We start from the raw sequence: 19,056 nt of genomic DNA, 5'->3' as shown, positions 1-19,056 counted from the left end.
TCCAGAGTACCCCGCTGCCCGTCAACCCGTTCCGGCGAAGAGCACGGGCACGGCTCAGCCCGTGCCCACGAACAGCGCGAGCAGCAGCCACACCACCGGCGCCGTCGGCAGCAGCGAGTCCAGGCGGTCCATGATGCCTCCGTGGCCGGGGAGCAGCGTCCCCATATCCTTGATGCCGAGGTCCCGCTTGATCATCGACTCGCCGAGGTCGCCGAGCGTCGCGCTCGCCGCCACCGCCAGGCCGAGGAGCAGGCCCTGCCACCAGGTGCCGCCGTCGATCAGGAACTCCATGCACAGCGCGCCGGCCGCCATCGCGAAGGCCACCGCGCCGAACAGGCCCTCGCGGGTCTTGCCGGGGCTGATCCGGGGCGCCAGCTTGTGCTTGCCGAAGCGCCAGCCGACCGCGTACGCCCCGGTGTCGCTGACCACCGTGAGCAGCAGGAAGGTCAGCACCCGCCACGGCCCGTCGTCGGCGGTGAGCAGCAGCGCCACGAAGGTCGCCAGGAACGGCACGTAGAACGCGGCGAAGACGCCCGCCGTGACGTCCTTCAGGTAGCCCTCGGGGGGCTCCGTCATGCGCCAGACGAGCACCGCGAGCGCCGTGAGGGCCATCGAGACCCAGGCGCCCTCGGGGCCCCGTACATACCCGGCGACGACCATGGCCGCGCCGCCGACCGCGAGCGGCACCAGCGGCGCCTTGATCGCCTTGCGCTCCTGGAGCCGGGAGGTCAGCTCCCAGAGACCGACGACCACGGCGACCGCTATCACGCCGACGAACGCCGGCTTCCAGATGAACAGCGACGCGATGATCACGGCCCCGAGACCGACGCCGACCCCTATGGCCGCGCCCAGGTCGCGGCCCGCGCTCTTCTTCTGCCGCGGCGCGCGGGCCGGGGACGGCGGAGGAGGCGGGACCGGGCCGGGCATGGGCTCCTGCGGGTGCTCGTGCGGAGTCTCGTCACGGAACAGGGGACCGCCCGTGTGAGCGGCCCCCCGTCCGTGTCCGTCCTGGAATCCGCCGGCGGGTACGTCGGGCACGATGGGCATGGGGCGAGTCTGCGCCGCCTGGTGCCGATCGTGGGCGGGACCCGCCGGGGCAGGCCCCTGGTCGGGTCCGCCGAGACCTGAACCGGCCGCCGGCGCCCCCCAGGATGAGTCGTTCATCAGACCTCGAGGAGCTCGGCTTCCTTGTGCTTCAGCAGCTCGTCCACCTGCGCCACGTACTTCGCGGTGGTGTCGTCGAGCTCCTTCTCGGCGCGGCGGCCCTCGTCCTCGCCGACCTCGCCGTCCTTGACGAACTTGTCGATGGTCTCCTTGGCCTTGCGGCGCACCGAGCGGATCGAGATCTTGGAGTCCTCGGCCTTGCCCTTGGCGACCTTGATGTAGTCGCGGCGGCGCTCCTCGGTGAGCTCCGGGAAGACCACCCGGATGATGTTGCCGTCGTTGCTCGGGTTGACGCCGAGGTCCGAGTCGCGGATGGCCTGCTCGATGTTGCGCAGCGCGCTCTTGTCGAACGGGGTCACCACGGCCATGCGCGGCTCCGGCACCGAGAACGAGGCCAGCTGGTTGATGGGGGTGAGGGCGCCGTAGTAGTCCGCCACGATCTTGTTGAACATCGCCGGGTGCGCACGGCCGGTGCGGATCGCGGCGAAGTCCTCCTTGGCGACCACGACGGCCTTCTCCATCTTCTCCTCGGCCTCGAGGAGGGTCTCTTCGATCACCACTTGCTCCTGCGTGTCGTCGCGTTGTGTCCTGCACGGTGTACGACCGGCAGGGCTGTCGTCCAGCCCCGTGCGGGGCGGTTCCCGTATGCGGTCGGGCTCAGGCCCGGGTGCCCTGGTCGCTCACGAGTGTGCCGATCTTCTCACCCGTCACGGCGCGCGCGATATTGCCCTCGGCGAGCAGTTCGAAGACGAGGATCGGGAGCTTGTTGTCGCGGCACAGCGTGATGGCGGTGGCATCGGCGACCTTGAGGTCGCGGGTGATGACCTCGCTGTACTCCAGGGCGTCGAACTTGACCGCGTTCGGGTTGGTCCTCGGGTCGGAGTCGTAGACGCCGTCCACGCCGTTCTTGCCCATGAGGAGGGCCTCGGCGTCGATCTCCAGGGCCCGCTGGGCGGCGGTCGTGTCGGTGGAGAAGTACGGCATGCCCATGCCGGCGCCGAAGATCACCACGCGCCCCTTCTCCAGGTGGCGCACGGCGCGCAGCGGGATGTACGGCTCGGCGACCTGGCCCATGGTGATGGCCGTCTGGACGCGCGAGTCGATGCCCTCCTTCTCCAGGAAGTCCTGGAGGGCGAGGCAGTTCATCACGGTGCCGAGCATGCCCATGTAGTCGGAGCGGGCCCGGTCCATGCCGCGCTGCTGGAGCTCGGCGCCGCGGAAGAAGTTGCCGCCGCCGATCACGATCGCGATCTGGGCTCCGTCCCGGACGACGGCCGCGATCTCACGCGCGATGGCGTGCACGACGTCGGGGTCGACACCGAGACCGGTACCGCCGGAGAACGCCTCCCCGGACAGCTTCAGCATGTAGCGGCCGAGCTTCTTGCCGCTTTTGTGGTCGTCGCCCTGTACGGCGCCCTGATTCATGGAGATCTCCTCGTGCACATACGAAGAAGGCCATTGCCTGGGTCCCTCGTGGGTTTCCCGTGCGGCAATGGCCTCCTCGTCACATCTGCGGTCGTGCCGCGCGGGGCGGTCCGACTGTCTCAGACCCTACCCGGGTCCGGTGTCCGTCGCGTGTGGGCGAACGGACTCAGATGCCGACCTTGATGCGGGTGAAGCGCTTCAGGGTGACACCGGCCTCGGTGAGGACCTGCTGGACGGACTTCTTGTTGTCCAGGGCGTACGGCTGGCCGAGCAGCGTGGCGTCCTTGAAGAAGCCGTTGACGCGACCCTCGACGATCTTGGCGATCGCGGCCTCGGGCTTGCCCTCGGCGCGGGTGGTCTCCTCGGCGATGCGGCGCTCGGACTCGACGACCTCGGCCGGGACGTCCTCACGGGTGAGGTACTTCGGCGCGAAGGCGGCGATGTGCTGCGCGACACCCTTGGCGACCTCGGCGTTCTCCTTGTCGAACTCGACGAGGACACCGATCTGCGGCGGGAGGTCGGGCATGGTGCGGTGCATGTACGCGGAGACGTAGCCGTCGGCGTACGCGGCGAAGCGGTCGAGGACGATCTTCTCGCCGAGGTTGGCGTTGGCCTCGTCCACGAAGGCCTGCACGGTCTTGCCGGGCTCGATCTCGGAGGCGAGGAGCGCCTCGATGTCGGCCGGCTTGGTGGCGGCGACGTGGGCGGCGAGGGCGTCGGCCACGGCGAGGAACTTGTCACCCTTGGCGACGAAGTCCGTCTCGCACTTCAGCTCGACGAGGACGCCGGAGGTGTTGTCGTCGGCGATGAGGGAGACCACGGCGCCGTTCTCGGCGGAGCGGCCCTCGCGCTTGGCGACACCCTTCTGGCCCTTGATGCGCAGGGCCTCGACGGCCTTGTCGACGTCGCCGTCGGCCTCTTCGAGGGCCTTCTTGCAGTCCATCATGCCGGCGCCGGTGAGCTCACGGAGCTTCTTGACGTCAGCGGCGGTGTAGTTCGCCATGAGTCTGTTTCTCTCTCGAAGTCAGAAAGATCTACGAAGATCTGCGGCGGGACGGCGGGGGCTTCGTGAGCCCCCGCCGTCACCTCCGAGGTGTTCCGGAGTGCGGAAGGGTCAGGCCTGCTCGGCGGCCGGGGCCTCGGCCTCGGCAGCGGGGGCCTCGGCGGCGGGCGCCTCGGCGGCGGCCGGCTCGTCGGCCTTCTTCTCACCCTCGAGCAGGTCGCGCTCCCACTCGGCGAGCGGCTCGCCGGCGGCCTTCTCGCCCGGCTTCGAGTCACCGGTCGCGGCGCCGGAGCGGGCGATGAGGCCCTCGGCGACGGCGTCGGCGATCACGCGGGTGAGCAGGGTGACGGAGCGGATCGCGTCGTCGTTGCCCGGGATCTTGTAGTCGACCTCGTCGGGGTCGCAGTTGGTGTCGAGGATCGCGACGACCGGGATGTTGAGCTTGCGAGCCTCGCCGACGGCGATGTGCTCCTTCTTGGTGTCGACGATCCAGACGGCGCTCGGCACCTTCTGCATCTCGCGGATGCCACCGAGGGTCTTCTCCAGCTTGGCCTTCTCGCGCGAGAGGACCAGGAGCTCCTTCTTGGTGAGACCCGAGGCCGCGACGTCCTCGAAGTCGATCTGCTCGAGCTCCTTGAGGCGCTGCAGACGCTTGTAGACGGTCGAGAAGTTGGTGAGCATGCCGCCCAGCCAGCGCTGGTTGACGTACGGCATGCCGACGCGGGTCGCCTGCTCGGCGATGGCCTCCTGGGCCTGCTTCTTCGTACCGACGAACATGACGGAGCCGCCGTGGGCCACCGTCTCCTTGACGAACTCGTAGGCGCGGTCGATGTACGACAGCGACTGGAGCAGGTCGATGATGTAGATGCCGTTGCGCTCGGTGAAGATGAAGCGCTTCATCTTCGGGTTCCAGCGACGGGTCTGGTGACCGAAGTGGACGCCGCTCTCCAGCAGCTCCCGCATCGTGACGACGGCCATGGCCGTATCTCCTTGAGTTTCTCGGTTGTGTTCCTGACGCCCCGGCGCGCCGTGCCACGAAGGACCGAAAGGCGCTGCCACCGTGCTCCAGGAGCGGGGTGGCGGGGCGTGCGAAGTCGACCCGGTGACCCGGGTCGCCATAGGAAGTGTACGGGACCCCGGGAGCGCCGGGTGACGACGCTGTCCACAGGTCCCGGCCTGTCCACAGAAATCGGCGCGGGCCGCCGGGGCCGCGCCGCCCGGGAAGGCTCGTCCCATGCAGCTCACGACCGTCTTCCTCGTCCTCGCCCTGCTCTGGCCGGTGGGCCCGCCGGCCCCCGAGGTCCTGCGCGGCTGGCACCCGCCGCCCGGCCCGTACGCAGCGGGGCACCGCGGGGTCGATCTCGCCGCTCCGCCGGGCACCGTGGTGCGCGCCCCGGCCGCCGGGACGGTGACCTTCGCGGGTCCGGTGGGCGGCCGTGGGGTGGTCACGCTCACCCTCGCGGGGACGGGCGCTCCCCCGCTGCGGACCACCTTCTCGCCGGTGGTCCCGCTGGCCCGCCGGGGCGACCGGGTCGCCGCGGGGACCCCGATCGCCGAGGTCGCCCCCGGCACGCACTGCGCGGCGTCCTGCCTGCACTGGGGACTGCTGCGCGGCCGGGACTACCTGGACCCGCTGCTGCTGACGGCCCGGCCCCGGTCGCGGCTGCTGCCGGTCAGGGACGCGGGCCCGTGACGCCGTGGAGGGCCATGGCGACGGCGGCCTCGGCGATGCTGCCGGGGTCCTCCGCCGCACCGAGCTCGATACGGCGGACGGCGGCGTCGACGACGCCCTGGAGGAGCATGGCGCCGAGGCGGGGTTCGGTCATGCCGAGACCGGCGAGGGCCTCGACGACCATCGCGACGAGGCCGCCGTGGGCGGCGCGGATCTTCTCGCGGGCGCCGTCGTCGAGTTCACCGGCGGAGATGGCGACGACGGCGCGGTGGCGGCGGTCGCCGACGAGTTCCAGCTGGGTGCGCACATAGGCGGCGACCTTGGCCTCGGGGGTGTCGGCGGCGGCCATGGCCCGCTCGACCTCGGCGGCCCAGACGGGGAAGTCGACCGCGCACAGCTCCTCGACGACGGCGGCGCGGGAGCGGAAGTACTCGTAGACGGACGAGCGCGCGAGGCCGGTGCGCTCGGCGAGCGCGGGGAAGGTCAGGGCCTCCGTCCCGCCCTCGGACAGCAGGGCGCGCGCGGCGTCCAGGAGGGCGCCGCGCTGCATGGTCCGGTGCTCGGCCACGGAGGCCGCTCGAATCCTGGGCACGGCTCCACTGTACGACCGGTGCGGCGGGTCAGCGGCCGACGTCGGCGAGCTTGGCGCGAAGCTGCAGGACGGACTTGGTGTGGATCTGGGAGACGCGGCTCTCGGTGACGCCGAGGACGTGGCCGATCTCGGCGAGGGTCAGGCCCTCGTAGTAGTAGAGCGTGACGACGGTCTTCTCCCGCTCGGGGAGGGTGTTGATGGCGCGGGCGAGCAGCCGGCGCAGTTCGCGGTCCTCGGCGACCTCGACGGGGTCGTCGGCGGCGGTGTCCTCCAGGGTGTCCATGAGGGAGAGCCGGTCGCCCTCGCCGCCGACGTGCAGCAGCTCTTCGAGGGCGACGACGTTCGCCAGGGACAACTGGCTGAAGACGGCGTGCAGTTCCTCCAGCGGGATGCCGAGCTCGGCGGCGACCTCGCCCTCCGTGGGGGTGCGGCGGAGCTGGGCCTCCAGGGTGGCGTAGGCGCGTTCCACGTTGCGGGCCTTCTGGCGCACCGAGCGGGGGATCCAGTCGAGGGCGCGGAGCTCGTCGATCATCGCGCCGCGGATGCGGGTGATGGCGTACGTCTCGAACTTGATGGCGCGCTCGACGTCGAACTTCTCGATGGCGTCGATGAGGCCGAACACCCCGGAGGAGACGAAGTCCGCCTGTTCCACGTTGGACGGCAGGCCGACGCTGACGCGTCCGGCGACGTACTTGACGAGGGGCGAGTAGTGCAGGATCAGCTGTTCCCGCAGCCGCTCGTCGCCGGTGGCCTTGTAGGAGCGCCACAGCTCTTCGAGGGAGGTCGGCGCGGCCGGCCGCACGGTGCCCCGGGCTGCGGGGGGCACCGCGGCGCGGTCAGACCCGGAGGTGTGCTGGGGCATGCGTCGCCTTGAGCCGTTCTGCTGTCGGGTGCGTCGGTCTGGGTGTCCGGTGGGGAATCCTGGTGAGCGTAGCGTGAGTGGGCAGTCGCGGTGAGCGAACGGGAGCGGATCGCGCCGGTCCAGGGGGACGTGGTCGGCCACATCTTCGAACCGGGGCCGTGGCGCGCGTCGGCCCCGCCGGTGCGGCCGGGATGACTCGGTTCCTCATCGGCATCACCTTTTCACCCGAATGCGCCGGGTCAAGGACCGCCTCGCCGCGCGTTCGACCCCGGCTTGCCGCTGTTCGTCAACCTCCATCCGTCGCCGTCCCGCTCGGCGTGACCGAGCGCGTGGAGCTCGTAGAGCCGGGCGAGGGCGTCGTCGGGGGTGGTGCCGGCGCGGCGGGCGATCTCGGTGGCGGGTGCGGGCGGGTGGGCGGGGAGCGCTTCGAGGACCTGGGCGGCTGCGGGGTGGAGCAGGTCGCGGGGGAGCACGGGGCCGCGCCGGGCGGGGGCGAGGTCGCCGATGGCGCCGACGAGTTCGACGATCTCGTCGGCGTCGGTGACGAGGGTGGCGCCGTCCCGGAGCAGTTCGTGGACGCCCGCGGAGAGGGCGCTGGTGACGGGGCCGGGGACGCCCATGGTGTGGCGGCCGAGGCGGGTGGCGGCGCGGGCGGTGACGAGGGAGCCGCTGCGGTGCCGGGCCTCGACGACGACGGTGCCGCGGGTGAGGGCGGCGATGACGCGGTTGCGGAGGATGAAGCGGCTGGGGGTGGGGTGGCTGCCGGGCGGGAGCTCGCCGATGAGGAGGCCCTGCTGGGTGATGCGGTCGAGCAGGCCGCGGTGGCCGCGCGGGTAGGGGGTGTCGACGCCGCAGGCGAGGACGGCGGCGGTGGCTCCGCCGGCGGCGAGGGCGCCGCGGTGGGCGGCGCCGTCGATGCCGTAGGCGGCGCCGGAGACGACGACCCAGCCGTGGCGGCTGAGGCCGGTCGCGAGGTCGGCGGCGGTGTGGGCGCCGTACGGGGTGCAGGCGCGGGCGCCGACCAGGGCGACGGAGCGCAGGGCCCAGGTGCGGAGCGAGGCGGGGCCCCGGGTCCACAGGCCGACGGGCCGGGCGTCGCCGAGGTCGTCGAGCTGGGTGGGCCAGTCGGGGTCGCCGGGGACGAGGAAGCGTCCGCCGAGCCGGGCGATGCGGTCGAGGTCGGCCTCGGGCGCGGTGGTGCGGGCGCGGTGCCGCCAGCCGGCGAGGCGGCGCGGTCCGGTGCCGGGCGGCGGGGGTGCGCCGGGGTCGCGGAGGAGCGCGAGGAAGCCGGTGGCGCCGTGGACGCGCAGGGCGTGGCCGGCCTGTTCGTCGCCGGGTTCGACGATGCGGGTGAGGGCGGCGCGGGCGAGGCGCTCCGCGTCCTGGGGGCTCTGGGTCATGGGAGGTCTCCGGCGGTGAGGGGGACGCCGCGGGTGATGCCGGTGCGGAGTTCGAGGGCGAGGGCGAGGTCGTCGTGGTCGGGGCGGTCGTGTCCGGCGAGGTCCGCGACGGTCCAGGCGACGCGGAGGACGCGGTCGAGGCCGCGGGCGGTGAGGAGGCCGCGTTCGATGTCGCGTTCGGCGTGGGCGAGGGCGCCGGGGGCGGCGAGGTAGCGGGTGCGGAGCTCGTGGCCGGGGATCTCGCTGTTGAGGGTCCAGGGGGTGCCGGTGAGGCGGGCGGTGGCGCGGGCGCGGGCCTCGCGCACCCGGTCGGCGACGGCGGTGGTGGATTCGCCCCGGCCGCTTTGGCCGAGGAGGTCGGCGCGGGTGACGGGCTCGGCCTCGACGCGGAGGTCGACGCGGTCGAGCAGCGGGCCGGAGAGGCGGGCCTGGTAGCGACGGATGACGGACGGCGGGCATTCGCACCCGGCGCCGTGCAGGGTGTGGCGACCGCAGGGGCAGGGGTTGGCGGCGAGGACGAGGAGGAAGCGGGCGGGCAGGCGGACGACTCCGGCGGTGCGGGCGATGACGACGTGCCCGGATTCCAGGGGCTGGCGGAGCGCGTCGAGGGACTTCGTGGAGAACTCGGGCGCTTCGTCCAGGAAGAGGACGCCCCGGTGGGCGAGCGAGACGGCTCCGGGCCGGGGGATGCCGTTCCCGCCGCCGACGAGGGACTGCATGGTGGCGGAGTGGTGGGGCGCGCAGTAGGGGGCGCGGCCGACGAGGGGTTCGCCGGGCGGGAGGATGCCGGCGACGGAGTGGACGGCGGTGACTTCGAGGGATTCCTGCCGGTTCAGCGGCGGGAGGACGCCGGGGAGCCGTTCGGCGAGCATCGTCTTCCCGGCGCCGGGCGGGCCGGTGAGCAGCAGGTGGTGGCCGCCGGCGGCGGCGATCTCCAGGGCGCGGCGGGCGGTGTGCTGGCCGGCGACGTCGGCGAGGTCGGGGCCTTCGCCGGGGTCGGGGGCGAGTCCGGTGCCGATACCGGCGCCGGGGACGAGGAGGCCGGCGAGCATGGCGTCGGGGCGGCCCGGTTCGGCGGGTTCCTCGTCGGGGACGGGTTCGCCGCCGAGGACGGCGATGAGCTGGCGGAGGGTGCGGACGCCGAGGACGGAGACGCCGGGGACGAGCGCGGCCTCGCCGGCGGTCTGCTCGGGGACGACGACCTGGTGGTAGCCGGCGTCGGCGGCGGCGAGCACGGCGGGGAGGATGCCGCGGACGGGCCGGACGCGTCCGTCGAGGCCGAGTTCGCCGATGAGGACGAGGTCGGCGATGGAGCGCGGGTCGATCCGCTCGGCCGCGCCGAGGACGGCCGCCGCCACGGCGAGGTCGAACCCCGAGCCCGATTTGGGGACGGAGGCGGGGCTGAGGCCGACCGTGAGCTTCTTCTGGGGCCATTCGGCGCCGGAGTTGACGACGGAGGCGCGGACGCGGTCGCGGCTCTCGCTGAGGCTCTTGTCGGGGAGGCCGACGAGGGTGAAGGCGGCGACGCCCGGTTCGAGGTCGGCCTGGACCTCGACGACGACGCCTTCGACGCCGACCAGGGCGACGGAGCAGGTGCGGGCGAATCCCATCTCAGGCCACCCCCTGGGCGTGGGTGAGGACGGGGGCGCCGTGGCGGGGCAGGACGATGCCGACGAGGTCGATGCGGACGCCGCCGGCGGGTGGCGGGCTGCCGGTGCGGTCGAGCCAGCAGAGCGCGAGGTGCCGGAGCCGCGCGGCCTTCTCGGGGGTGACGGCGGCCATGGGGTGCTCGAAGGAGCCGATGCGCCGGGTCTTGACCTCGCAGATGACGAGGGTGTCGCCGTGCAGGGCGACGATGTCGATCTCCCCTGTGCGTCCGCAGCGCCAGTTGCGGGCCAGGATGTGCAGGCCGGCGCGGGCGAGCCGGCGGGCCGCCAGCTCTTCTCCGTACCGTCCGAGTGCTCGGGTCGCGTTCATCGGGACCACCTCCGTCACCGACTGTGACGGACGCGGTCCCGGCGTGTGCGGGCCTGTGGACGAGCGGGCGGTCGCGGAGGACCGCGTCACTCACACGGGTGAGAGGCGGGGGTGGGGTCAGCTGCCGGGCAGTTCGAGGTCGCTCTTGTTGAGCTCCTCGATGTTGACGTCCTTGAAGGTCAGGACGCGGACCTGCTTGACGAACCGGGCCGGTCGGTACATGTCCCAGACCCAGGCGTCGGCCATGCTGACCTCGAAGAAGACCTCGCCCTGGACCGAGTGCACCTGCATCTCGTAGTCGTTGGTGAGGTAGAAGCGCCGCTCGGTCTCGATCACGTATTTGAACAGCCCGACGACGTCGCGGTACTCCCGGTAGAGCTTCAGCTCCATCTCGGTCTCGTACTTCTCGAGGTCCTCGGCGCTCATGGCATGTTCCCCTTCAGCCGTGCGTCCCCCTATTGTGCGCCAGCCGCGGGTGCCTCCCCGACGATTTCCGGGGCGAGCACGACGGGCACGCTGGGGGGTCCCTCGTCGAGCAGCGTGCGCAGCAGCTCGGCGAGCCTGATGGGGTACACGGTCTCATGGGCCGCCGACAGTTCGGCGGAGGTCCACCATCTCAGCCCCGAGAGACTACGGGTCTCCAGCTCGGTGAGGGCCTGCGGGCCGGGCACGGGACCGAGGTGGCGGGTGCGGGCGAGGTAGTACCACTCGTCCTGGTCCCAGCGGCGGCCGGCGAAGGGGAAGGAGCAGCGGCGCTGCCAGAGGACCGGCCCGAGCTCGACGTCGGTGAGCCCGGTCTCCTCGGCGAGTTCGCGCAGCGCGGCCTCCTCGCGGGTCTCGTCGCCCTCCAGGCCGCCGCCGGGGGTGAACCACCAGGTGTCGGTGGGGTCGTCCGGCTCGTGGCCGTGCATGAGGAGCACCCGGTCGTCGGGGTCGAGCAGGATCACCCGGGCGACCTGGCGCACTTCGGTGCTCCCCGTCATGCCTTCACCTTCTCGCGCGCGGGGGTGCGCCGCGCCCGGAGGCGGGCGCTCACGGGCCCGTGGGCGGCGCCGCCGAGGATGAGGACGGCGCCCGTGGCGACGGCGGCGAGGAGGAGCCGGAGGGGGCCGGGCTCGGAGACGCCGCCGGGGAGGGCGGCGAAGCCGGCGGGGCGCTCCAGGAGGTCGCCGGGGAGCGGCCAGGCGACGGCGTCGACCCGGGCGACGACGCTGGAGCGCGGGACGGAGCCCTGGGCAGCGTCCTCCAGGTGGGTGCGGGAGTCGAGCGAGGTGAAGCGGTCGTCGCCGAGGAGGAAGAGGCTGCCGGCGGGGACGGTGGCGGTGAAGTCCTCGGTGGCGGCGCGGACGGTGCCGTCGGGTCCGGGCCGCAGATACGGTTCTTCGACGGGGGTGCCGTTGACGGTGAGCCGGCCCCCGTCGCCGCAGCAGGCGACGGTGTCGCCGCCCACCGCGACGACCCGCTTGACCATGGTCGAGCCGCCCCACAGCGGGTCCTCGAAGACCACGACGTCGCCGCGCCGGACCTCGTCCCCGTCGATCCGCTGGGCGAGCAGCTTGGTGCCCGCGTCGAAGGTGGGGGCCATGGAGCCGGTGGGCACGGTGTACGGCCGGTAGAGCAGCGCCCCGGCGGCGAAGCCGCCGACGAAGAGCAGACAGCCGACGGCCACGGCCAGCCCCGACAGCACGCTGCCGAGCCGGCCGTGGCCGTCCCTCTTCCTGCCGGTTGCGCTCATGTGCTCCCCAGGGGTCCGTCGTCGGTCTGGGACGGACCCTACCCGCGGGAAGCTACTCGGCGGTATGCCGCGCGGCCCGCTTCTTGCGCCGCCACAGCACCAGCGGGAGCGCCGCCGCGAGTCCCGCGGCGGCCGGGGTCGCCGCCGCGGCAGGGAGCGCGGCGGCCGGATTCAGGCCCGCCTGGTCGAAGACGTCCGGGACGGGCAGCGTCGCCCAGCGGCTGACGGGCCAGGCGACGACCACGGCACGGCCGACGACCTGGTCGTTGGCGATGGTGCCGCCGCCGGGCAGCTCCTGGTGGAAGCGGGAGTCGAGCGAGTTCTGCCGGTTGTCGCCCATGACCCAGATGCGGCCCTCGGGGACCTTGACCGGGCCGAAGGAGTCCTGGCAGGGGACGGAGCCGGGGAAGAGGTACGCGGTCTCGTCGAGCTCCTTGCCGTTGAGGACGACCTTGCCGCCCTCCTTGCAGGAGACGGTGTCGCCGCCGACGGCGATGACCCGCTTGATGAGGTCCTTCTCCTCGGCGGACGGCATGAGGCCGATGAAGCTGAGGAACTTCTGCACCGCGTTGGGCTTCGGCGTCTCCGCCGTCTCCAGCCAGCCACCCGGGTCGTGGAAGACGACGACCTCGCCGCGCTCGGGCTCGGAGCCGAACCACGGGGTCAGCTTGTCGACGAGGACCCGGTCACCCTTCTTCAGGGTGTTCATCATCGATTCCGACGGAATCGAGAACGCCTGCACCAGGAAGGTCTTGATCAGCAGCGCGAGGATCAGCGCGATGCCGATGAGCAGCGGCAGCTCCTTCCAGAAGGACCGCTGCTTCTTCCCGCGCGCGCCCTGCCCGTCGCTCGCGTCGGACCCGTCGGTCCCGTCCGGCCGGTCGCCGGAGGGCGACGTGCCGCCGCCGCTGGTGTTCTCTTCCGTCACGTTCTCACCTCTGGCCCCGTCGGCCCTGTCCTCGGGCCCGTCGTGTCCGGAACGTGCGCCGACGGCCACTTCCCCCACATCCACTCCTCACTCGATGCGGCCGCCCGTCCCGGAACAGGGACAGGCCCGCCACTCCCATAACGAGCAGGAGTTCCGCAGGGGTCGGCGGCCCAGGCATTCCGTTCACGTTCCGCGAGGACACACTATGCGACGGGCCCGGCGCGGTCCCTGCGGTCGCGGGCGCGTCCGGCACGGCGGCGAACGCCTCGCGCTGCTCCAGGCGCCGCCAGTGGCCGACCGGCCAGGCGATCACCACGGCACGGCCCACGACCTGCTCCTCGGCGATGGTGCCCCGCCCGGGTTCGTCGAGGTGGTAGCGCGAGTCGGCGGAGTCGGAGCGGTGGTCGCCGAGCACGAAGATCCGGCCCTCGGGGACCTTGACCTCGAAGGGGATGGTGGACGGCTTGTCGCCGGGGTTGAGGTACGGCTCGTCCAGCGGCACGCCGTTGACGGTGATCCGGCCGTCCGCGCCGCAGCAGCGGACGGTGTCCCCGCCGACCGCGACGACCCGCTTGATCAGGTCCCGCTCGTCGGCCGAGGGCATCAGACCGATGAAGGTCAGCGCCTGCTTGACCTGCTTGATCCCGACGGGGTCCTCGGCGGCGGGGGCGGCCTCCTGGTGGAGCCAGTCGCCCGGGTCCTTGAAGACGACCACGTCGCCGCGCTGCGGCTTCGAGCCGAACCACGGAGTGAGCTTGTCGACGAGCACCCGGTCGTCGATCCGGATCGTCTGCTCCATGGAGCCGGACGGAATGACGAACGCCTGCACGAGGAAGGTCTTGAGGACGAGCGCGATCAGCACCGCGACGCCGACCAGGATGGGGATCTCGCGGAGCGCGGAGCGCTGCCGGCGCCGCTTGACCTTGCGGGCCAGCCTGCGCCGCTCGGCGCGCCCGGGCGGTGCCGGCGCCGCGCCCGCCTCGGAGCCCGCCCGCCGTCCGCGGCTACCCATGCCCGCTCCCCCGCGGGCCGACGGCGTGTCCGCCGGCCGGCGGCGCCGGTACGGAGTCGTACGCGCCGGTAGCGGGCACGGAGCTCCAGCGGGCGGCCGGCCAGACGATCCAGTCGGCGCGGCCGACGACCTGGTCCACGGGGACCATGCCACCGCCGGGGCTGCCGAGGTGGTCGCGGGAGTCGCTGGACTGGCTGCGGTGGTCGCCCATCACCCAGAGCGAGGCCGGCGGGACGACGATGTCGAAGGGCACCTCGGAGGGGCGGTCACCGGGGGCGAGGTACGGCTCTTGGACGGGGGTGCCGTTCACGGTGACGCGGCCCTTCGCGTCGCAGCAGACCACGCGGTCGCCGCCGACGCCGACGACCCGCTTCACGAAGTCCGTCTCGTCGGGGGCGGCGAGGCCGAGGGAGGCGGCGGCGTCGTGCAGCAGCCCCGTGACGGGATCACCGGCCGCCTCCTCCTGTACGAAGGAGCCGGTGCCGTCGAAGACGACGATGTCACCGCGGCGCGGCTCACTGCCGAAACGGTACGCCAGCTTGTTCACCAGGATCCGGTCGCCGACCTGGAGGGTGGGCTCCATCGAGCCGCTGGGGATCAGGAACGGCTGGGCCACGAAGTGGCTGAGGAGCAGCAGGAACACCACACAGGCGGCGCCGATCAGCCCGGTCCGCCGCCACGAGGGACCGCGCCCGGAAACGCGCACGGAGCGCGACCCGTCGTCCGTGGCGGGATCCGGTGGGGGATCCGCCGGGGACGAGGGGTCGCGCTCCGTGTGCTGTGCTTCGGTGTCCATCGGGGGGTGAGCCTATCCGGCCCGCCTGTACGAGGAGCGTGAAGCGTCGCGCGAGCGGTGAGCCGGAGCTCAGTTGTCGCGCTTCTCCTTGATCTTGGCGGCCTTGCCGCGCAGCTCACGGAGGTAGTAAAGCTTGGCGCGACGGACGTCACCGCGGGTGACGAGCTCGATCTTCTCGAAGATCGGGCTGTTCACCGGGAAGGTGCGCTCGACGCCGACGGAGAACGAGACCTTGCGGACGGTGAAGGTCTCGGAGACGCCGGAGCCCTGGCGGCGGATGACGACGCCCTTGAACTGCTGGATACGGGAGCGGTTGCCCTCGATGACGCGCACGTGGACGTTCACGGTGTCGCCGGGACGGAAGGCGGGCAGGTCGGAGCGGAGCGAAGCCGCGTTCACCTGGTCGAGCAGGGAGGCCATGGAGGTCTCTTTCCTCGCCGATGCCACAGGTCATCGACGGTGACGTACGAATGATGGAGACGCCGTCCGGTCCCTGGCGGGCGGCTCCCCCTGTGGCAGGGGCGCGCGCCGGACGGACGGCAGTCGCCTATTCTTCCACGCCCTCGACCCTGCGCCAAAATCGCCCGCCGGGCTCGGGGGCCCAGCCGAGGATCGACAGCAGCTCGCGGTCCTTCTTGTCGAAGGCGGCGGGGTCGCAGCGCTCGATGAGGTCGGGCCGGTGGGCGACGGTGCGGCGGAACGCCTCGTCGCGGCGCCAGCGGGCGATCTTGCCGTGGTGGCCGCTGAGCAGCACCTCGGGGATCTCCCGGCCGCGCCAGCTCGGCGGCTTGGTGTAGACGGGGCCTTCGAGGAGGTTGGCCATGGCGCCGGGGGCGAAGGAGTCGTCCCGGTGCGACTCGGCGTTGCCGAGGACGCCGGGCAGGAGACGGGCGACGGCCTCGGTGATCACGAGGACGGCGGCCTCGCCGCCGGCGAGCACGTAGTCGCCGATGGAGACCTCGTAGACCGGCATGCGGGTGGCGTACTCGTCCATGACCCGGCGGTCGATGCCCTCGTAGCGGGCGGGGGTGAAGATCAGCCAGGGCCGCTCGGAGAGCTCGACGGCGAGTTCCTGGGTGAAGGGGCGTCCGCTGGGGGTGGGGACGACGAGGACGGGGCCGCGGGCGCCGGCCTCGTAGCCGTCGGCGAGGGTCTGGTCGAGGGCGTCGCCCCAGGGCTCGGTCTTCATGACCATGCCGGGGCCGCCGCCGTAGGGGGTGTCGTCGACGGTGTTGTGCCGGTCGTACGTCCACCGGCGCAGGTCGTGGACGTGCACGTCGAGCTGCCCGCGCGCGCGGGCCTTGCCGACGAGGGAGACGTTCAGCGGTTCCAGGTACTCGGGGAAGATCGTGACGACGTCGAGCCTCATGCCTGCTCGTCCTCGGCGTCGCGGGCGGAGGCGATCTCGGCGCGGTCGTCGATGAGGCCGGGCGGCGGGGCGATGACGGCCCGCTGGTTCTCCAGGTCGATCTCGGTGACGATCTGCTCGACGAAGGGGATCATCAGCTCGGTGCCGTCGGGACGCTCCACGATGAGCAGGTCCTGCGAGGGCAGGTGGGAGATCTCGGTGATCACGCCGACCTCGGTGCCGTCGGCGAGGACCACGTCGAGGTCGACGAGCTGGTGGTCGTAGTACTCGTCCTCCTCCTCGGGCAGCTCGGCCGGGTCGACCTCGGCGATGAGGAGGGTGTTGCGGAGCGCCTCGGCGGCGTTGCGGTCGTGGACGCCCTCGAAGCGGAGCAGCAGCCGGCCGCTGTGCACCTTGCCGGACTCGACGGTCAGCGGACCGGCGGAGGGCGGGTCGGTGAGCAGGACGGCGCCGGGACCGAGCCGCAGCTCGGGCTCGTCGGTGCGCACCTCCACGGTGACGTCGCCCCTGATCCCGTGGGCGCGGCCGATCCGCGCGACTACCAACTGCACTGGTGAACTCTCCTGTCGTACGGCAACGGGCCGGGGTGGGCGGTCTGCCCTCCCCGGCCCGTGCCGGTGTCAAACTTTCAGCGGACCTGGTCCACGTCGACGAGGTCGACGCGGATGCCACGACCGCCGATGGCGCCCACGACGGTCCGCAGCGCACGCGCGGTGCGGCCGTTGCGGCCGATCACCTTGCCGAGGTCGTCGGGGTGGACCCGGACCTCCAGCACGCGACCGCGGCGCAGGTTGCGCGAGGCGACCTGCACGTCGTCAGGGTTGTCGACGATGCCCTTCACGAGGTGCTCGAGAGCCTCCTCGAGCATGATCAGGCCTCGGTGGTGGACTCGGCCTCGGCCTCGTCCGCCTTCGCCTTCTTGGCCTTCGGGGTGATGGCCTCACCCTTGTCCTCGGCACCCTCGAGCGCCTTGGCGAACTCGTCGAAGGAAGCGCGCTTCTCTTCCTTGGTCGCCGGGGCGAGCAGCGGCTTCTCCGGGGCCGGGAGGCCCTTGTGCTTCTGCCAGTCGCCGGTGAGCTTCAGGATGGCGAGAACCGGCTCGGTCGGCTGGGCGCCGACGGAGAGCCAGTACTGCGCACGCTCGGAGTCGACCTCGATACGCGACGGGTTGTACGTCGGGTGGTAGAGGCCGATCTCCTCGATCGCGCGGCCGTCACGGCGGGTGCGCGAGTCGGCGACGACGATGCGGTAGTGCGGCTGGCGGATCTTGCCGAGGCGCTTGAGCTTGATCTTGACTGCCACTGGAGTGGTGTCTCCTGGTCTTGACGTGGGTGGGCACTTGAGATGCCACGTGGGGTTGCGGTACTCGGGTGCCCGATGGACGCGTCAGCCGGAGGAGAGAGGGGTCCTGTGCGACTGTCGAGTACAGCTGACCATTGTGCCACACCCCGCCAGGTCAGCCTGCGGCGCCCACGGTCTCCGGGATCCGGAACGGCTTGCCGCAGCCGCCGCAGACGATCGGCGCCTGGGCGAGCACCGAGGGCACCACGCGCACGCTGCGCCCGCAGTCGCAGACGGCCTTGACCCGGACGCCGCCGCCCGAGGAGCCGTGCCGGGCGGCCGGTCCGCGGAAGGAGCGCTTGGTGTCGGCGGCCGTGGCCACGGTGTGGGCCTTGAGGGCGCGCTGGAGCCGCTCGATGGTGGGCCGGTACCGCCGCTTCGCCTCGGGGGTGAGCGTGACCAGGGAGAAGCCGCTGCTGGCGTGCGGCTCCTCGGGATGGTCGAGGCCCATCTCCTCGGCGATCGCGAGGAATCTGCGGTTGTGGTAGCGGCCGGCGCGGGAGGTGTCGCGGACACCCCGGGCGGCGGCGATGCCGTGGACTGCCTCGTGGAGCAGTCGCTCGAAGGAGAGCTCGGCGCCGCAGGCGGACGACGACTCTCCGATCAGGGACTCGGGCGCGGCGAGGTCCGGCAGCTCGGGGTGGTGCCGCTGAATGTCGGCCCACGCCTGCGCCAGCTCTGCGGCGAGGACAGGTGGTGTCGTGCTCACGTCGGGTACAACGAGCCGGATCCCCTCCGGGTTCCATTCCGGGGCAACTCAAATATTTTGCACGTACCCGTCAGTCGGTAGCGAGGCGTCCACAGCTGGTGCACAGCGGCGCATACGCCCCGGCGCGCGGTCAGGTCACGCGCGCCGGGGCGGTGTGGGAGGGGACACTACCGCGCCCGTGCCCGAGTTCGGGCACCGCCCCCCTCCCCCGGCCGACATCTTTCAGGGGGTGGCCCGAACTCGTCCCCCGGTCGTCCGGCCCGACCACTGGACGCGGGGGGCGAAGCGCAGTTCCCTGGCTACGGGGGGGCTGTCGTCCGGCACGGAATGGGGCCTGATCCATGACACCTACGCTCGTCCCGCACCACCCCGCGCGCGACTGGGCCGAGATCCAGGAACGGATGCTCGTCCCGCTGTACGAGGCGGCCTACGAACGCGTCGGCGTCGGCCCGGGCACCCGCCTGCTGGGCCTGGACTGCGGCACCGGCCTCGCCCTGCTGATGGCGACCGCCCGGGGCGCCTCGGCCGCCGGGGCGGAGCGGGACCACGCGCGCGTGGAGCTCGCCAGGACACGCCTCCCCGAGAACGTGCCGGTCACCTCCGGCGTACCGGAGGACGGCCCGTACGACGTCGTCACCGCCTTCCACGCGGGCGACCGCACCGGCTTCGCGCCGGCCGACCTCACCCGGGCGGCCCAACCGGGCGCGACGGTCGTGCTGGCCGGCTGGGGGCCGCCGGAGCGGTGCGCGACGGAGCCGCTGCTGCGGCTGGCGGACCGGCTCGCGGACCGGCGCCCCTCCCCCCGTACCGACCTCGCCGTCCTCGCGGCCCGGGCCGGGCTGCGGCCGGTCGGCGCGGGGCGGGTCGCCTGCCCCTTCGGGTACGCGGACGAGAGCAGCGCGGTGCGCGGGCTGCTGTCGACCGGCGCCTTCGACGCTGCCGCGCGGGCCGGCGACCCGGCGCAGGTGGAGAAGGAGATCGAGGAGGCGCTGGCCCCGTACCGCCGCCCGGACGGCACGGTGTGGATGCCGAACGACTTCCGGTACGTCGTCGCGCGCGTGCCCTGACCGC

General features: G+C 72.5%; 24 protein-coding genes. 2 read left to right on the top strand and 22 right to left on the bottom strand.

What is annotated here, in order from left to right:
- Positions 1-54: 54 nt before the first annotated feature.
- The 5 genes from ACFVQZ_RS10335 to rpsB all read right to left on the bottom strand — a co-directional run bounded on the left by ACFVQZ_RS10335 (position 55) and on the right by rpsB (position 4,570).
- Positions 55-1,164 (bottom strand): phosphatidate cytidylyltransferase, encoded by a 1,110-nt coding sequence (locus ACFVQZ_RS10335; protein ID WP_383620968.1) that lies wholly within the window; start codon positions 1,162-1,164, stop codon positions 55-57.
- Positions 1,164-1,721 (bottom strand): ribosome recycling factor, encoded by a 558-nt coding sequence (frr, locus tag ACFVQZ_RS10330; protein WP_030217939.1) that lies wholly within the window; start codon positions 1,719-1,721, stop codon positions 1,164-1,166. The genes ACFVQZ_RS10335 and frr overlap by 1 nt, the downstream gene beginning before the upstream one ends.
- Before the next feature lie 100 nt (positions 1,722-1,821).
- Positions 1,822-2,589: a UMP kinase gene (pyrH, locus tag ACFVQZ_RS10325; RefSeq protein ID WP_030497437.1), complete on the bottom strand. Its 768-nt coding sequence runs from the start codon at positions 2,587-2,589 to the stop codon at positions 1,822-1,824.
- A 166-nt stretch (positions 2,590-2,755) separates the two neighbouring features.
- On the bottom strand, positions 2,756-3,592 hold the full coding sequence (gene tsf / locus ACFVQZ_RS10320) for a translation elongation factor Ts (protein ID WP_030497436.1): 837 nt from the start codon (positions 3,590-3,592) through the stop codon (positions 2,756-2,758).
- 111 nt (positions 3,593-3,703) lie between these two features.
- Positions 3,704-4,570: a 30S ribosomal protein S2 gene (rpsB, locus tag ACFVQZ_RS10315; RefSeq protein WP_383620965.1), complete on the bottom strand. Its 867-nt coding sequence runs from the start codon at positions 4,568-4,570 to the stop codon at positions 3,704-3,706.
- Between the two features lie 256 nt (positions 4,571-4,826).
- Between rpsB and ACFVQZ_RS10310 the strand changes: the two genes are divergently transcribed.
- A complete protein-coding gene (locus tag ACFVQZ_RS10310; RefSeq protein ID WP_030497434.1) occupies positions 4,827-5,285 on the top strand; it encodes a M23 family metallopeptidase in 459 nt (152 codons plus the stop codon).
- On the opposite strand, the gene ACFVQZ_RS10305 is transcribed toward ACFVQZ_RS10310, so the two are convergent.
- The 17 genes from ACFVQZ_RS10305 to ACFVQZ_RS10225 all read right to left on the bottom strand — a co-directional run bounded on the left by ACFVQZ_RS10305 (position 5,266) and on the right by ACFVQZ_RS10225 (position 17,985).
- Positions 5,266-5,832 carry a TetR/AcrR family transcriptional regulator gene (locus ACFVQZ_RS10305; RefSeq protein ID WP_383621069.1) on the bottom strand — a complete coding sequence of 189 codons (567 nt, stop codon included), beginning with the start codon at positions 5,830-5,832 and terminating at the stop codon, positions 5,266-5,268. The genes ACFVQZ_RS10310 and ACFVQZ_RS10305 overlap by 20 nt on opposite strands.
- 52 nt (positions 5,833-5,884) lie before the next feature.
- Positions 5,885-6,718, bottom strand: a complete 834-nt coding sequence (whiG, locus tag ACFVQZ_RS10300) for an RNA polymerase sigma factor WhiG (protein WP_030497432.1) — start codon at positions 6,716-6,718, stop codon at positions 5,885-5,887.
- A 239-nt stretch (positions 6,719-6,957) separates the two neighbouring features.
- The gene (gene dprA, locus ACFVQZ_RS10295) at positions 6,958-8,118 is read right to left on the bottom strand and encodes a DNA-processing protein DprA (RefSeq protein ID WP_383620962.1); all 1,161 of its coding nucleotides are present in this window, start codon (positions 8,116-8,118) and stop codon (positions 6,958-6,960) included.
- A complete protein-coding gene (locus ACFVQZ_RS10290; protein ID WP_030496996.1) occupies positions 8,115-9,728 on the bottom strand; it encodes a YifB family Mg chelatase-like AAA ATPase in 1,614 nt (537 codons plus the stop codon). The genes dprA and ACFVQZ_RS10290 overlap by 4 nt, the downstream gene beginning before the upstream one ends.
- Position 9,729: 1 nt before the next feature.
- Positions 9,730-10,095, bottom strand: coding sequence for a YraN family protein (locus ACFVQZ_RS10285; protein WP_030496995.1), 366 nt, complete (start codon positions 10,093-10,095; stop codon positions 9,730-9,732).
- Between the two features lie 117 nt (positions 10,096-10,212).
- Complete coding sequence (locus ACFVQZ_RS10280) at positions 10,213-10,521, bottom strand: DUF2469 domain-containing protein (protein ID WP_005311352.1); 309 nt, start codon at positions 10,519-10,521, stop codon at positions 10,213-10,215.
- A gap of 29 nt (positions 10,522-10,550) precedes the next feature.
- Positions 10,551-11,078: an NUDIX hydrolase gene (locus ACFVQZ_RS10275; protein WP_030496994.1), complete on the bottom strand. Its 528-nt coding sequence runs from the start codon at positions 11,076-11,078 to the stop codon at positions 10,551-10,553.
- On the bottom strand, positions 11,075-11,830 hold the full coding sequence (lepB, locus tag ACFVQZ_RS10270) for a signal peptidase I (RefSeq protein WP_383620961.1): 756 nt from the start codon (positions 11,828-11,830) through the stop codon (positions 11,075-11,077). Before lepB (ACFVQZ_RS10270) ends, ACFVQZ_RS10275 begins: the two co-directional genes overlap by 4 nt.
- Positions 11,831-11,882: 52 nt before the next feature.
- Complete coding sequence (lepB, locus tag ACFVQZ_RS10265) at positions 11,883-12,827, bottom strand: signal peptidase I (protein ID WP_383620959.1); 945 nt, start codon at positions 12,825-12,827, stop codon at positions 11,883-11,885.
- Positions 12,763-13,770 (bottom strand): signal peptidase I, encoded by a 1,008-nt coding sequence (gene lepB / locus ACFVQZ_RS10260; protein WP_030496991.1) that lies wholly within the window; start codon positions 13,768-13,770, stop codon positions 12,763-12,765. Before lepB (ACFVQZ_RS10260) ends, lepB (ACFVQZ_RS10265) begins: the two co-directional genes overlap by 65 nt.
- The gene (gene lepB, locus ACFVQZ_RS10255) at positions 13,763-14,566 is read right to left on the bottom strand and encodes a signal peptidase I (RefSeq protein ID WP_383620957.1); all 804 of its coding nucleotides are present in this window, start codon (positions 14,564-14,566) and stop codon (positions 13,763-13,765) included. Before lepB (ACFVQZ_RS10255) ends, lepB (ACFVQZ_RS10260) begins: the two co-directional genes overlap by 8 nt.
- A 69-nt stretch (positions 14,567-14,635) precedes the next feature.
- Positions 14,636-14,986 carry a 50S ribosomal protein L19 gene (gene rplS, locus ACFVQZ_RS10250; RefSeq protein WP_030496989.1) on the bottom strand — a complete coding sequence of 117 codons (351 nt, stop codon included), beginning with the start codon at positions 14,984-14,986 and terminating at the stop codon, positions 14,636-14,638.
- Between the two features lie 127 nt (positions 14,987-15,113).
- A complete protein-coding gene (trmD, locus tag ACFVQZ_RS10245) occupies positions 15,114-15,935 on the bottom strand; it encodes a tRNA (guanosine(37)-N1)-methyltransferase TrmD (RefSeq protein WP_030496988.1) in 822 nt (273 codons plus the stop codon).
- A complete protein-coding gene (gene rimM, locus ACFVQZ_RS10240; RefSeq protein WP_030496987.1) occupies positions 15,932-16,486 on the bottom strand; it encodes a ribosome maturation factor RimM in 555 nt (184 codons plus the stop codon). The genes trmD and rimM overlap by 4 nt, the downstream gene beginning before the upstream one ends.
- 77 nt (positions 16,487-16,563) lie before the next feature.
- The gene (locus ACFVQZ_RS10235; protein WP_005311361.1) at positions 16,564-16,803 is read right to left on the bottom strand and encodes an RNA-binding protein; all 240 of its coding nucleotides are present in this window, start codon (positions 16,801-16,803) and stop codon (positions 16,564-16,566) included.
- 2 nt (positions 16,804-16,805) lie between these two features.
- A complete protein-coding gene (rpsP, locus tag ACFVQZ_RS10230) occupies positions 16,806-17,237 on the bottom strand; it encodes a 30S ribosomal protein S16 (protein WP_030496986.1) in 432 nt (143 codons plus the stop codon).
- Between the two features lie 154 nt (positions 17,238-17,391).
- Complete coding sequence (locus ACFVQZ_RS10225; protein WP_383620955.1) at positions 17,392-17,985, bottom strand: hypothetical protein; 594 nt, start codon at positions 17,983-17,985, stop codon at positions 17,392-17,394.
- 341 nt (positions 17,986-18,326) lie between these two features.
- Between ACFVQZ_RS10225 and ACFVQZ_RS10220 the strand changes: the two genes are divergently transcribed.
- The gene (locus ACFVQZ_RS10220; protein WP_383620953.1) at positions 18,327-19,052 is read left to right on the top strand and encodes a class I SAM-dependent methyltransferase; all 726 of its coding nucleotides are present in this window, start codon (positions 18,327-18,329) and stop codon (positions 19,050-19,052) included.
- Positions 19,053-19,056 lie beyond the last annotated feature (4 nt).

Origin of the sequence: Streptomyces sp. NPDC057854, assembly GCF_042797055.1 — a bacterium.
Classification (GTDB): domain Bacteria; phylum Actinomycetota; class Actinomycetes; order Streptomycetales; family Streptomycetaceae; genus Streptomyces.
The sequence above is the reverse complement of the archived record's forward strand: the minus strand, read 5'-3'. Positions and strand labels throughout refer to the sequence as shown.

What these genes read in the sequence shown, in the direction of transcription:
- ACFVQZ_RS10275 (WP_030496994.1), bottom strand. Translation starts at nt 11,078, where the DNA reads ATGACGGGGAGCACCGAAGTGCGCCAGGTCGCCCGGGTGATCCTGCTC.
- ACFVQZ_RS10310 (WP_030497434.1), top strand. Translation starts at nt 4,827, where the DNA reads ATGCAGCTCACGACCGTCTTCCTCGTCCTCGCCCTGCTCTGGCCGGTG.
- rpsB (WP_383620965.1), bottom strand. Translation starts at nt 4,570, where the DNA reads ATGGCCGTCGTCACGATGCGGGAGCTGCTGGAGAGCGGCGTCCACTTC.
- ACFVQZ_RS10280 (WP_005311352.1), bottom strand. Translation starts at nt 10,521, where the DNA reads ATGAGCGCCGAGGACCTCGAGAAGTACGAGACCGAGATGGAGCTGAAG.
- trmD (WP_030496988.1), bottom strand. Translation starts at nt 15,935, where the DNA reads ATGAGGCTCGACGTCGTCACGATCTTCCCCGAGTACCTGGAACCGCTG.
- dprA (WP_383620962.1), bottom strand. Translation starts at nt 8,118, where the DNA reads ATGACCCAGAGCCCCCAGGACGCGGAGCGCCTCGCCCGCGCCGCCCTC.
- ACFVQZ_RS10335 (WP_383620968.1), bottom strand. Translation starts at nt 1,164, where the DNA reads ATGAACGACTCATCCTGGGGGGCGCCGGCGGCCGGTTCAGGTCTCGGC.
- whiG (WP_030497432.1), bottom strand. Translation starts at nt 6,718, where the DNA reads ATGCCCCAGCACACCTCCGGGTCTGACCGCGCCGCGGTGCCCCCCGCA.
- pyrH (WP_030497437.1), bottom strand. Translation starts at nt 2,589, where the DNA reads ATGAATCAGGGCGCCGTACAGGGCGACGACCACAAAAGCGGCAAGAAG.
- ACFVQZ_RS10235 (WP_005311361.1), bottom strand. Translation starts at nt 16,803, where the DNA reads ATGCTCGAGGAGGCTCTCGAGCACCTCGTGAAGGGCATCGTCGACAAC.
- lepB (WP_383620961.1), bottom strand. Translation starts at nt 11,830, where the DNA reads ATGAGCGCAACCGGCAGGAAGAGGGACGGCCACGGCCGGCTCGGCAGC.
- ACFVQZ_RS10285 (WP_030496995.1), bottom strand. Translation starts at nt 10,095, where the DNA reads ATGAACGCGACCCGAGCACTCGGACGGTACGGAGAAGAGCTGGCGGCC.
- tsf (WP_030497436.1), bottom strand. Translation starts at nt 3,592, where the DNA reads ATGGCGAACTACACCGCCGCTGACGTCAAGAAGCTCCGTGAGCTCACC.
- lepB (WP_030496991.1), bottom strand. Translation starts at nt 13,770, where the DNA reads ATGGGTAGCCGCGGACGGCGGGCGGGCTCCGAGGCGGGCGCGGCGCCG.
- ACFVQZ_RS10290 (WP_030496996.1), bottom strand. Translation starts at nt 9,728, where the DNA reads ATGGGATTCGCCCGCACCTGCTCCGTCGCCCTGGTCGGCGTCGAAGGC.
- ACFVQZ_RS10220 (WP_383620953.1), top strand. Translation starts at nt 18,327, where the DNA reads ATGACACCTACGCTCGTCCCGCACCACCCCGCGCGCGACTGGGCCGAG.
- rplS (WP_030496989.1), bottom strand. Translation starts at nt 14,986, where the DNA reads ATGGCCTCCCTGCTCGACCAGGTGAACGCGGCTTCGCTCCGCTCCGAC.
- lepB (WP_383620957.1), bottom strand. Translation starts at nt 14,566, where the DNA reads ATGGACACCGAAGCACAGCACACGGAGCGCGACCCCTCGTCCCCGGCG.